Below are 12,474 nucleotides of genomic sequence, written 5' to 3' on the forward strand. Positions count from 1 at the left end.
CGATTATTCATCGGCTTTTTTTTATTTTATGCAGACTTGGCCCGCGGGCTTGCTCCAATTTGCCAGACAAAAGGTAAATCGGTACGGTTTACTTCCCAATCTCCAATCACCTTTTCTTTATAGATGAGTGGATTATGCGAAGATACCGTGCGTGCGTTACGCCAGAAACGGTCGAGTTGTTTAACCTGACTACTTGCTGATGCACCTAAAGCATTAAATAACTGGCTGGTTAAATCCAGTACTAAATTAGAAATCACCACCTGCCCTTGGGCTGACTCAAGCTCTGCATCCACATTAAACTGATACTCTTTTACTTCTAAGTCGCTAAAGTAGCTTTCATAAGCCTTTTGTAATGCTTCCGCCGTTTTAATCGTAATTGCTAAACTTGCATAGGCTTGAGCAGAGGCTTTACCCACCACCTGTAAAACTTGTGGATCATGACGAACAAGGTCACCATTACCATGACTAAAAATACGCTTTCGCTCTCGTATTTCTTGGCTAAAAGTTTCGACTGCGGCATGCGCAATCCCTGTTAAAGTTGCAAGGTGGACAACCTGATAAAAAGCAGTTTGATATTTAAAACGTTGATCAAATGGAATGAGGTGCGAAGCTGGCAAGTGAACCTGATGCACTTTTAAAGTGCCACTGCCCGTTGTCTTTTGACCAAAGCCATCCCAATCATCAATCACGCTCACACCTGATTCATGACGATAAATAGCAGCAATTACATGACGGTCATTCACTTCATCGTAGGCAAATAAATCGATCCAGTCAGCAAAAATACTTCCTGTCGAATAGTACTTTTCACCATTCACCACCAAGTTACCCGAAGCATCTTTGGTTACTCGTGTAACGACATCACCAATTTGTACATTTCCAATTTCTGTCCATGCATTTCCGACTAAATCACCTTGCACAAAACGCTGAAACCAAACCTCCTGCGAATGCTCTTTATGGGCAACTAAACGGTCTTCAACAAAAGCGAAGTGTCCACGTAAAGCTTGCACAATATTCGAGTCTGCTTGCGCCAATTCTGCTAGAAGCTGGAAAAGTTGCGGCAATGACACCCCATCTCCACCATATTTACGCGGTACCCGTACTGCACCTAATTTGAGTTCTTTTAACCACTGAATCGGTTCAAAAGGCAAGATTCGTTCTTTTTCACGTTGAATTGCACCTTGAGCAATTTTTTCAAAAACTGGACGAAATCTACTTGCGACCTTTTCATAATCGGCGCCGACAGACAATTCTTCTAATTCAATTTGGGTAACTGTCATCTTTATTCTCCTAATCTTATTTTTTCTTCACTTTAGCTCCATGCATGACGAGGTGGATAGATGCCATTGAGGTAATAATTACCGACAATGTGATATTTCCAACGCACTGGATCATGCAAGGTGTGAGTGCGAGCATTACGCCAATGGCGGTCCAGATTAAGCTCTGACAAGGTCGATCGTGTTCCAGACAACTCAAAAAGCTTATTCGCTGCTAAAATCGCAATTTCTGTGGTTAAGACTTTTGCTTCAGCAACCAATAATGTCGCTTGGTTTACATGCTCTTCTGTTGTGTCGGCAATTGCCTGATCAATCGCATCTCCTGCTAAATCTAATACCGCTTCTGCTGCACGCAGTTTTATTTTTAAATCACCAATATTTGCAATTGTGTAAGGGTCATCACTCGCTTTTTCCAAACCTGAATCGACCCATGCACGACTATGATTTTTGACATAGTGAATTGTTTCTTCAATTGCGCCACGTGCAATACCTGCATCGACAGCAGCTTGAATAAATTGTGAAATTGCACCTGCTGGAGTAGGACGTTCAAAAGCCTGATAAATCGGAATTAGATATTCTTCACGTACGGGAACTTGATTTAACTCTACCGTACCACTAGCCGTGGTTCGTTGCCCAAAACCAGACCAGTCATTAATAATATTCACCCCTGAAGTTTCCCGAGGAACTAGCGCCGCATAAGGCTGCCCCTGTTCATTTACAGCGACAATTGGAACCCAATGTGCCAGTAAAGCGCCTGTTGCAAAGAATTTCTTCCCATTAATTTCATAACCATGCTCGGTCTTTCGTAAGGTCGTAGTGAGGTCAGCAACCGTTTTGCTATGTTTTTCCGAAAAGGCATTACCAAAACGAATTCCTCTTAGCACCAAATTAAAGAAGAACTGTTGTTGTTCAGGTTTCGCATCAAGACGTAAATGTTCAATAAAAGCCAAATGATTTTGAGGCAGTTGTGCAAGAGATGGATCAACGCTCGCAATTGTTTTGATGACCTCAGCCAAGGTTCGATATTTAACTTGTGCGCCACCAAATTGCTTAGGGACCGTAATGGCCCATAAACCACTTTGTGAGAACTGTTGAATTTCATTTAAGGGTAAACGGCGCTCTCTGTCTCGCTCAGATGCTTCTTGTGCAAACTCCTGGGCAAGAAGTTTGGCAACCTCAATTGCTTCTTCATCAGAACGAATAATATGCGCATCTTTTGACTGCTCAAACACAGATAAAGGAACCGCCTGAGACCGCCCATGGGCTGAACTTAAACTTGTCATAACTTTTATTGTCTCTATTTCTTATTTAACCTGCCATTCACATTAGCACCAAAAAAACAGCCCCTTTATAGATATTAAAGCTTTGTTTATGAAATGAATTTTCAAAAGCTTTTCATATTTTTTACTATAAAAATAACATTTTGTTTTTCGAAAATTTTCTTACATGAGATAAACAATTTCATATAGGCTTTTTAAGCTTAGTCACCTATGATCAAAACTAGGCAATATTATGTTGTAGTCAATGAGGTATCGAAGATATGGCAAAGAATGCAAGTTCACCCGGCAAAAGATTTATGAAACTTGCAGGAATGACCGCGAGCATTGCAACGAAAACCGTTTCTAACTCGATTCGAAACTTGACCGCAGACGAAGAACAAAAGCTGGCTTCAAAAACCAAGCTATTTCAGGATATTGGTTTGCAAATTGCCGACACCTTAGGCGAAATGAAAGGTGCCGTCATGAAAGTCGGTCAAATTGCGTCGCAATATAAAGATATTTTCCCGCCCGAAGTCGCTAAAGCAATTTCAAAACTACAACGCCAAGCCCCAGCCATGCCTTTTGCTGCCATTCAGCAACAAGTTGAACGTGAACTTGGAAAACCGCTGAATGTTGCCTTTAAATCTTTTGATCAAGAACCTTTTGCAGCTGCTTCAATTGGCCAAGTTCATAAAGCTGTGCTGCCTAGCGGTGAGCAAGTTGTAGTTAAGGTTCAATATCCGGGTGTTGATGAAGCCTGTGAAAGTGACTTAAAACAAGTACGTTTGGCACTGCGTTTAATGGGCGTACTTAAAATTGATAAAAAACTACAAGATCAGCTTTTTGCAGAAATTCAAGATAGTCTTTCGGCAGAGCTTAACTATGAAATCGAGGCTCAAAACCTTGAAGTTTTTAAAACCTTTCATAGCCAGTTAGATGACAAAATCATCATCCCGACCGTTTATAAAGATTATTCTTCGCGGCGTATTTTAACTTTGAGTCTCGAACAAGGTGACAGTATTGAAACTGCCAGTGCATGGCCTATTGAAATTCGCAATACGATTGGACGTCGCCTGATTCGTGCTTTAGGTCAGGAAATGTTCTTTTTAAAACGTTTTCACTGTGACCCTCACCCGGGTAACTTTGCCTTCCGCCAAGACGGTAGTGTCATTATTTATGACTATGGCAGTGTTAAAACACTTTCAAATGAAATTGTGTATAGCTTTAAACGTTTAGTAAATGCAGCTCGCCATGAAAATATTGATTTGATTGAAACTGAGTTACTTGAGCTACATTCAATTTCTGAAAAAGGTAAATTCCCGACTGATCTATATAAACTCTGGATTGAAGTGTTATTACGCCCGCTTACCACCACTTATGATTTTGCCGAGAACTCATCGCACCATGATGGCATGTTACTTGTGAAAAAATCTTTGAAGTATTGGGATGTATTTAAACCATCTCCAGATACTTTAATGGTTAACAGAACCATTTCAGGGCATTACTGGAATCTGATTCACTTAAAAGTACATGACAATCTGAACGATTTATTTGAAGAGCTTATTCCTGCTTCCAACTAACTTAATTTACTGATCAATGTAGCCTTTTAGGGGTTACATTGACTTTTTAATTGTTATGTTATAACATTTCTTTAATCAAAAATAATTTAGGACAATCTCTCATGCGTAAAGATATTCATCCTGCTTATCAACAAGTGTTATTTCATGACACCAATGCAGACGTGTATTTCTTAATTGGTAGTACTCTTCAGCCTAAACAAACCAAAGAATATCAAGGAAAAGTCTATCCTTATGTAACCCTTGATATTTCAAGTGCATCTCACCCTTTCTACACAGGTGAAGTACGTCAAGCAAGTAACGAAGGCCGCGTAGCAAGCTTTAATAAACGCTTCGCTCGCTTTAATCGTAAGAGTTAATCTTACGTTAAGATTTGACTAATACACTTAAATCATTGGAAGCCTAAGACTATCTCCTCCACTTAGGCTTCTTTTTTTATATGCATTTTTTCGATCATTTTTAAACTGTGTATAAAAGAGAACTTATCCACAACTTGTCTAAAAACGCTTCTTATTTTTCCCACAACTCATTATTTTTTTGTATTCTTCGAGCTTTCAAAGTTGCTATTCGATGCTATGCTTAAACCCTCATTTGATAGGAAATTTAAGATAATGGCACAAGAGTTACTTGCCCAATTACAAGCAGGCACAGCAAAATTTTCAGACGTTTTAGCTCATATTGAAGCACGTTACCAACATACTCCAACAGCTTTTCAAAATGGCGCACAGCATAACGCTGCAACTGAAAATCAAGGCAGTGCGAAAGTTTTCTCTTTTGCTAAGTTACAAGGTTTAGACCAAGCACAAACTTTGAGTTTGTTTGCAGAACACTACGCATCTGTATTGGCGACCCCTGAGGGAACTGATCATCAAAACATTCGTCAGTTTATGCAAAATGGTTGGGATGGCGTGAAGTTTGAAGGTCAGGCTTTAACTGAAAAAGCTTAATCATTTTTTTAGCACAGCCTCAAATTATGAGATTTTCTAAAGTCTGTTAATAGGCAATGCCTCACTTTTGAGGGCAAAAGTGACAAAAACCTTTGTTCCGCTGATGCTACATCCATGTAGCACAGCGAAACGACGGCATCCATGCCGTCTATCACGATAGTAAATGACTAATTATTAATTAAATTATTTGATCTATCTCTTATATTCGATACTCGGGAAGTCATCAACAGCCTGACTCAAATCAGCAATATAATGTTTTTGCGACATATCTGATAATTGTAAACAGATAACAGGTTCTGTTGATGAAAATGGTTTTGCCTACTTTTGCCAAAACAAAAGTAGGTCGAGCCGACGGCTAACCCAGACATAAAACTTTATTGAAAAGACTCAGCAGTAAACATTTCAACCAAAACAAACACTCAATGTCCTGCTACCCAATAATAAGTCGCCAACCCCAAACACGTAAAAATTAACGATCCAATCAAATGAATAGAAATCCCCAACATCGCCATTCCCAATTTGCCACTTTGTAATAAAGTCACAATCTCAATGGAGAACGTTGAAAAGGTAGTTAAAGCACCACAAAAACCAGTAATCACAAAAAGTTTATAGTTAGGACTTAAATCACTTTGAGAAAAATAGGCAATCGCAAAACCAATAATAAAGCCACCGACTAAATTAACAGTGACAGTACCAAGTGGAATTTGTGGATAAATTGGGTTGAGTTTTAAACCTAAAAACCAACGCAACCATGCCCCTAGAACCGAACCTAAAGCAATTGAAAGTAGAGAGTAATACATAAGACCACCCCTTTAGATAGACGCTAAAAGAGCAAAAAATAATGAAGGGAAATATGACACAGCGTACTCCAAAAATAAGCAGAGTACGCAATAACCTACGTACCCAGCGATATAAATACATGAGGGTAACGTAGGCATCATTAGCCAATCCGGCGGTTTTTCAGAGGAGGAATGCCATCTCCCCGTTTTAAGTATATTAAATCATCTAAAATTTGATTAAAACATACTTTTTAAAATCATGGGCGTTCATCATATTGCGGTAAATCATCCTGAATACATTCCCACTCTGCCTTAGAGGCAGCAAAAATATGCATTGTCGGCTTTTGATCGAGCGGTGTATCAAGCGTCCCAATTCTTAAACGATACAATTCAGGCTGCGCATCACGCGAGCTAATAAGCGGTGAACCACACTCGCTACAGAACCAGCGGTACACACCATTCACCGCAAATTTTTTGACTAGGTCTTCACCTTGGGTAATTTTAAAATCTGTACTTTTAACAGGAGCATTCGTGGCAAATGCTGTTCCATTGGCTTTTCGGCAGCGTTGACAATGACATTGAATAATATCTCCGATATCGCCTTTAATTTCATAGCGAATACCCTGACATAAACAACTTCCCTGATAGACTGGTGATGCTTGAGACATGATCTCGTAAATCCTATTTTTATTGATTGTTCAAAATTACCACTTTTCACATATCAAACATAGCACCAAATCAAGCCGTTATTTCTCTAGGAATGAATGTACGCCTTCACCAGCCGCTCGCCCTGTAGCAAAGCATGCTGTAAGCAAATATCCGCCTGTAGGAGCATCCCAATCCAGCATTTCGCCACAGCAAAATACCCCTGAAGTTTGTTTAAACTCTAAGTTTTCAGTTAATGCATTCTGCTTAACACCACCAGCACAGCTAATCGCTTCCTCAATAGGTCTAAACCCTTCTAGCTTAATTTGAAGTGCTTTGATTTGCTGAGCCATAACATTGGGTTGGTTCCATAGTGCTTTATCAACCACTTCTCTGACTAAGTTAATCTTAGCTGTATCTAAGCCAGCTTTACGCCAGATATTAGTGAGCGATTGTTTTTTGCTAGCCTGCAATTTTTTAATTAACTGTGAAAGCTCTACATCAGGCAATAGATCTAAAAACAGATTTAAGCTTTTTCCTTGTTTTTGCTGTTCTCGTAAGACACGTCCCAGTTTATAAATAACACCACTTTCTAACCCATAGTGAGTAATCACAATATCGCCATGTGTAACTTGGCTAGGCTCAACCCACGCATTGATACGCTTTAAAGGTTCACCAAAACAGCTTTCCATAAAAGTAGACCAAGCGTGCAATACCCCGGCATTACTCGCTTGAAAAGGTTCAATATTGGATTGATCTATCCATTGTTGCCAAGCGCCATCACTACCCAATTGTGACCACGACACCGCCCCGCAAGCCAACACGACTGCATCGTATTGCTGGGTAAAAGTCTCGCTGCTTTGATTATTCTGACTTTCTAAAGTTACTGTTGTACCTTGTAAATTAATACAACGATGACGATAAAAGAATTTAACTTGCTGTTCTGCCAAACGTTTTAGCCAAGCACGTAATAGAGGAGCCGCTTTCATTTCGACAGGAAAAATGCGACCTGAGGTGCCAACGTAGGATTCTATTCCCAGATTTTTCATCCAGCTTTGAATCCAGACTGCATCCCATTTTTCCACCCAAGGTTTAAGCCATTCTGCATGATCATAACGTTCAATGAACTGTGCTAAAGGTTCGGCGTGCGAGATGTTTAACCCAGTTTTACCTGCCATCAGAAACTTACGTGCCGCTGAAGGCTTTTGTTCATAGACATCAATTTCATAAGCATACTGACTCAGTACCTCAGCCGCCATTAAACCAGCCGGACCAGCACCGATAATGGCAACCCGCTTATTCGCCATGTGTTTGCCCTTGCAGTGGTGCAAACGCATCAAATCGAGTTTTATAACCTTCAGGCTTGGTCATAATGAGCTGCTGGCAAAGCTCGCCACGTTCTAAATACTTAATTTCAAAATGAGTACGTGCAGATGTTTGAGCAATTTTTTCTTTTTGATAAGGCAGTTTCCAGACATTAATTAATTGTTGTTCTGCTTCTTCAATATATTCAGGGATATTACTTGCCAGAGTAATGGTTCCACCTGTTTGCAAGCGTGAGATTAAGAACTCAAAAAATGGCATATTCAACCAGCGCTGTGCTGGATTATGCGGTTCTGGGTTTGGGTAGAGAATAAAGAAATGTTCAACTTGGGCGGGGTACAAAGCATGTACCACCCACGGTAAAGCATCTGCATGCACAGGGATTAAGTTATCTCTTGGTTCCAGACCATGCTGTTTTTGCATTGCCAAGAATTTTTCTCGGGTTCGTTCAATTGCATACAACGTGTGCTGTGGCTGTTGCCCGCTAAATAGCAAAGCATGTTTACCCTTGCCTGCTCCAATTTCTACACAAATCGGGGTATTTTCAATTGGGGTAAAATCGCGAGGCGCTTGCATACGTTGTGCTTGAAATTGACGAATCTGCATAATCACATCAAACTAAATAAAAATCGGCATAAGTCTAACAAGTCACCTGACTTTTGCCTAATCTATTTCTCTTCACTTTGAGGATATTGCTTTATGCCACGTACATTCCCCTGCCCACATTGTGGTGAACCAAGTGTTTGGGAAGGTAATGAATTTCGTCCGTTTTGTTCAGAGCGCTGTAAATTAATTGATTTAGGGGCGTGGGCAAACGATGAATATAAACTGCCTACCCAAGATGCGCCTCAGCATGACAAGGGTAGTCAAAATGAAGATGATTACGAGGATTAACCTGCTTTGCCCGCGACAAATGGGTTAAATTGTTTTTCATAGCCAATGGTACTCATCGGACCATGTCCTGAAATAAACTGAGTATCATCTGGCAAACTAAAACACTCACGTTTAATCGATTCAATCAGTTGTTCATGGTTTCCACGCGGGAAGTCTGTTCTTCCAATCGATCCTTTAAACAGGACATCACCTGTCCAAAGTAAACCATGGTTTTTATTATAAAAAATGACATGTCCTGGTGTATGACCTGGCGCAAAACGCACCTCAAACTCATCTTCACCCAGTTTTAGCACTTCACCGCCTTCAAGCCATTGATCGACTTTTACTGGCTGTGGAATTGGAAAGCCATAACGTGCTGAAACTTCTTGAATCATGTCTAGCCAGAACTGATCTTCTTTATGCGGCCCAATAACAGGAACATTCCATTCTTTAGCAAGCTCTCCTACCGCTCCAGCATGGTCTAAATGTCCGTGAGTGAGCCAAAGAGCTTTCACTTTTAAACCTAAGGCTTCTACTTCTTCTTTCAAAACCGAAGCGTCACCACCCGCATCAATCAAAACTGCTTCTTTGGTTTCACTGTCCCAAACAAGGGAACAGTTTTGGGCAAATGCAGTAACTGGAACAATTTTGACTTGCAGCATAAGGACCTCTGGCTAAAACGCAATTAACGGTGGGCTAAGGTATAAGTAAGGGCATCAAGATTAGCCTGAACTAACCCTGCAAGCAAATCAATGTGAGCTTGATCGCTATTTAAAGCAGGAATATAAGCATAGCTACCACCGCCCGCCTCTTGAAACAACTCAGCATTTTGAATGGCTAATTCTTCAAGTGTCTCTAAACAGTCGGCAGAAAAAGCTGGGCTTAATACCTGAACAGACTTAACACCCTGCTTCGCCCAATCTTGTAAAAGCTGATCAGTATAAGGTTTAACCCACTCTTGTTTTCCAAAGCGTGATTGGAAACTAATTGCCCATTCATCATCTTTTAAATGCAAAGCTTCAGCGACTAACTTTGCGGTAATACGACAACGATCTGCATAAGGGTCGCCTTTATCTGCATAAGGCTGTGGAATACCATGAAATGACATCAACAGTTTTTCAGGTTTCCCATGTTGCTCTTGGTAAGCTAAAACACTTTCTGCCAATGCCTGAATAAACATGGGATGTTGATAATAGTCTTTAATAATCGTTAGACCCGGCAAGTTTCGCTGGGCCGGAATCCACTTCGCAAACGCATCGTATAACGGCGCTGTAGAAGTCGCAGAATATTGAGGAAACAAAGGCAGTAGAATGACATGCTCTTGCGGGTTAGACGCCAGTTTTTCTAATACTGCATCAATACCCGGATTACCATAGGTCATTGCTGGTATCACGGTTAAATCAAACTGATTATTTTCTTGCTGTAAATAAGCCTGCACACGTTTGGTTTGTTCAAACACAATTTCACGCATTGGCGAGTCTGCTGACCATACCGAAGCATAGGCATGCGCTACTCTTTTCGGTCGAAAAGGTAAAACAAACAGATTTAAAATAATCCACCAAATAAATTTTGGTATTTCAATCACGCGTGAATCAGATAAAAACTGCTTTAAAAAACGGCGCACCGCAGGCACAGTCGCCTCATCCGGTGTACCTAAATTCGCTAAAATGACAGTAACTTTCGGTTTTTGTTCAAACGACATGTGTAAATGCCTTTCAGTTCATCTTATGACATTAATGTAACAGCTTTTATTGTTATATATAAATTGAATCGCTCTAAGCTTTTAATCGAGTACCCCGATGGCTCCATTTATAGCTAAGTAATATCTTTTGAGCTCTAGCTGTAACTTTCCATAAGTTATAGGATTGTTCAGTTTGAGTTGGAACAATCCAGCCTTGCGATCGCATTTGCTTTTTAATCCGGAACAATGCCTTATGGTTAATCTGAGCACAGGCAACAGCATGTGCCCTTGGTAGCTCCTGACGAGCATCTTCTAGCCCAGCATGATTGAGATATTCATTGAGACAAGTTCCAAAGCTCTCTTCTGGCATCGGTGTTTCAAACTGCTTTGCCAATATGCTTAGTAACTGAGACCACGTCATTTGCCTCTGTCGTTTAAGCTCTTTAAAGTTGCCATCCTGAAATGCTTGAATTTGATATTCAAATGCAAAAACATCTTGAGGAGCAACTTCATTGACTTGAGCTGATGACTCTACCAACTGTTGCTCTAACTGCAAAATTTTACTTTTTAATAGCTTAATTTCATCTTCTAAGTGTTGAGCTTGATGAGCAGGAATCCAACCTTGCCCCATATGTTGTTCAATCAGTAAAGGCATATTTAAACGGACAGCTAGCTCTAAGTCACGAAGGCTTTTAAAGTAAAAAATATGATTCGCATCAAGTAATAACTTTTTTCTAAATGCGAGAAATTTATCTTTAAGCTGTGGATGGGTTTCTTGTAAATGTATTTCACGACTTTCAGGTTGCTCATGCATCAACACAATAATGGGTTTAGCCTGACTTAATGCATATTCATATTCTAAAGATAAATAACTCACCCCAGAAATCGACTGTTCTCCATACTGACTTCCTAAAAGCAGGATTACATAATCACATTCATCAATTTGTCGACGTGCAAGTGTAGTGGTGAGGGGTGTTCGATGTTCCAGTCCCCAAGCAAAGAAACCCATCCCGACCAAGGTTTGAGACAAAACCATCCGCTCTGGCTGCATGTCGCGGCCGGATGTTGAAATAAAAATCTGATAGCGTGTATCGAGCATAACAATACCCTTTCGCCCCATGACCTGTCCGTGACTTAATAACAGCCAAGATCATGAACCGCCCCAAATAAAATAATAAATCTAAAAAACACTATTTTCTAAATGATGCTAAACGATCAGTTCAGATTATGAAGTGTCCAAGTTAACTCTTGTGGAATCATATGTTGTAAAACAGGTTGCAGTGCCTCAGCATTATTACCGCTGACATAACATTCAATACGTGCAACATTCTGACCTATTTGGTCACATAATAACTCATTTTTTATTAAAATACGGGCTGTTTGTCGGGCAACTGCCAACCCAGAATCAACCAGTGTGAATTGGTTATCAAAAAGATGATGAATTGCTTGATTTAAGAAAGGATAATGCGTGCAACCGAGCACTAAATAGTCGGCACCTTGCTCAGCAGCAGGCTGTAAAACTTCTTTTAATGCCTTTAAACATGTCTCACCCATTTGCTGACCTGCCTCGACACAAGGAACAAGTTCAAGGCTGGTTAAAGTCATCACTTTAACACCTGCCGGAACCGCAAACTTCTCGACCACATCTTTAATGAGTTGGCCCCGAAAAGTTGCAGGTGTCGCCAACACAGCAACCACTTTAGAACGTGTCTGTAATACAGCAGGTTTTAATGCTGGAACCAATCCCACAATTGGAAAGTGTTCTCCATAATGCTCACGTAAATGATCAAGGCTAAAAGCGGAAGCTGTATTGCAGGCTACGACTGCAATTTTACAGCCTTGACGATATAGCCAATCGACTGCTCGAGCCGTGAGTTCCCTGATTTCTTCATCAGAGCGTGGACCATAAGGAACATAGGCAGTATCGGCATAATACACAATACGTTCGTTTGGCAAATATTTGGCAATTTCTGCTGCAACTGACATTCCTCCAATTCCCGAATCAAAAATACCAATTGGGGCATCGGCTGATGCTTTAGGCATAGGTTCTAGCTCGGAAAATAAAGGTTGTATGGCGGTCATAGCTGTACTGAAGTGTCAGAAAATTTCACTCCCT

General features: G+C 40.4%; 14 protein-coding genes and 1 riboswitch. Of the genes, 4 read left to right on the forward strand and 10 right to left on the reverse strand.

The genetic code is table 11. The features are described 5' to 3' along the window. Window positions 1–26: 26 nt before the first annotated feature. Together SOI81_RS15465 and SOI81_RS15470 are read right to left on the reverse strand one after the other, a co-directional pair. On the reverse strand, window positions 27–1,277 hold the full coding sequence (locus SOI81_RS15465) for an acyl-CoA dehydrogenase family protein (protein ID WP_057105393.1): 1,251 nt from the start codon (window positions 1,275–1,277) through the stop codon (window positions 27–29). A 32-nt stretch (window positions 1,278–1,309) separates the two neighbouring features. Further along, complete coding sequence (locus SOI81_RS15470) at window positions 1,310–2,557, reverse strand: SfnB family sulfur acquisition oxidoreductase (RefSeq protein WP_320540968.1); 1,248 nt, start codon at window positions 2,555–2,557, stop codon at window positions 1,310–1,312. Between the two features lie 257 nt (window positions 2,558–2,814). Between SOI81_RS15470 and SOI81_RS15475 the strand changes: the two genes are divergently transcribed. From SOI81_RS15475 to SOI81_RS15485, 3 genes are all read left to right on the forward strand, one after another. Next, complete coding sequence (locus SOI81_RS15475; RefSeq protein WP_057105395.1) at window positions 2,815–4,113, forward strand: ABC1 kinase family protein; 1,299 nt, start codon at window positions 2,815–2,817, stop codon at window positions 4,111–4,113. A 101-nt stretch (window positions 4,114–4,214) separates the two neighbouring features. Then, the gene (locus SOI81_RS15480; protein WP_320540969.1) at window positions 4,215–4,469 is read left to right on the forward strand and encodes a type B 50S ribosomal protein L31; all 255 of its coding nucleotides are present in this window, start codon (window positions 4,215–4,217) and stop codon (window positions 4,467–4,469) included. 252 nt (window positions 4,470–4,721) lie between these two features. Further along, a complete protein-coding gene (locus SOI81_RS15485) occupies window positions 4,722–5,057 on the forward strand; it encodes a HopJ type III effector protein (protein WP_057077264.1) in 336 nt (111 codons plus the stop codon). A 419-nt stretch (window positions 5,058–5,476) separates the two neighbouring features. Here the strand turns inward: SOI81_RS15485 and crcB are convergent, their stop codons facing one another. The 4 genes from crcB to SOI81_RS15505 form a co-directional block, all read right to left on the reverse strand. After that, entirely contained in the window at window positions 5,477–5,857 is a 381-nt protein-coding gene (gene crcB, locus SOI81_RS15490) for a fluoride efflux transporter CrcB (RefSeq protein ID WP_057105397.1), read from the reverse strand. A 124-nt stretch (window positions 5,858–5,981) separates the two neighbouring features. Then, window positions 5,982–6,048, reverse strand: a riboswitch (Fluoride riboswitch). 45 nt (window positions 6,049–6,093) lie between these two features. Beyond that, window positions 6,094–6,504 (reverse strand): GFA family protein, encoded by a 411-nt coding sequence (locus tag SOI81_RS15495; RefSeq protein WP_057105398.1) that lies wholly within the window; start codon window positions 6,502–6,504, stop codon window positions 6,094–6,096. Between the two features lie 78 nt (window positions 6,505–6,582). Beyond that, window positions 6,583–7,788, reverse strand: coding sequence for a TIGR03862 family flavoprotein (locus SOI81_RS15500; RefSeq protein WP_239974919.1), 1,206 nt, complete (start codon window positions 7,786–7,788; stop codon window positions 6,583–6,585). Continuing rightward, window positions 7,778–8,416: a tRNA (guanine-N(7)-)-methyltransferase gene (locus SOI81_RS15505; RefSeq protein ID WP_239974921.1), complete on the reverse strand. Its 639-nt coding sequence runs from the start codon at window positions 8,414–8,416 to the stop codon at window positions 7,778–7,780. The genes SOI81_RS15500 and SOI81_RS15505 overlap by 11 nt, the downstream gene beginning before the upstream one ends. 87 nt (window positions 8,417–8,503) lie before the next feature. Here SOI81_RS15505 and SOI81_RS15510 point away from each other — a divergent pair, with 87 nt between their 5' ends. After that, window positions 8,504–8,698: a DNA gyrase inhibitor YacG gene (locus tag SOI81_RS15510; protein ID WP_239974923.1), complete on the forward strand. Its 195-nt coding sequence runs from the start codon at window positions 8,504–8,506 to the stop codon at window positions 8,696–8,698. Here the strand turns inward: SOI81_RS15510 and ycbL are convergent. The 4 genes from ycbL to murI all read right to left on the reverse strand — a co-directional run bounded on the left by ycbL (window position 8,695) and on the right by murI (window position 12,440). Further along, complete coding sequence (gene ycbL / locus SOI81_RS15515; RefSeq protein WP_016142333.1) at window positions 8,695–9,339, reverse strand: MBL fold metallo-hydrolase; 645 nt, start codon at window positions 9,337–9,339, stop codon at window positions 8,695–8,697. The two genes, SOI81_RS15510 and ycbL, sit on opposite strands and share 4 nt — an antisense overlap. Window positions 9,340–9,362: 23 nt before the next feature. Continuing rightward, window positions 9,363–10,379, reverse strand: coding sequence for a ferrochelatase (gene hemH, locus SOI81_RS15520; protein WP_239974925.1), 1,017 nt, complete (start codon window positions 10,377–10,379; stop codon window positions 9,363–9,365). A 73-nt stretch (window positions 10,380–10,452) separates the two neighbouring features. Next, window positions 10,453–11,457, reverse strand: a complete 1,005-nt coding sequence (locus SOI81_RS15525; RefSeq protein WP_025470391.1) for a DUF4062 domain-containing protein — start codon at window positions 11,455–11,457, stop codon at window positions 10,453–10,455. Window positions 11,458–11,573: 116 nt separating this feature from the next. Beyond that, window positions 11,574–12,440, reverse strand: a complete 867-nt coding sequence (gene murI / locus SOI81_RS15530) for a glutamate racemase (protein WP_025470392.1) — start codon at window positions 12,438–12,440, stop codon at window positions 11,574–11,576. Window positions 12,441–12,474: the final 34 nt, after the last annotated feature.

Origin of the sequence: Acinetobacter pittii (assembly GCF_034067285.1) — a bacterium.
In the GTDB taxonomy this organism is placed as follows: domain Bacteria; phylum Pseudomonadota; class Gammaproteobacteria; order Pseudomonadales; family Moraxellaceae; genus Acinetobacter; species Acinetobacter pittii_E.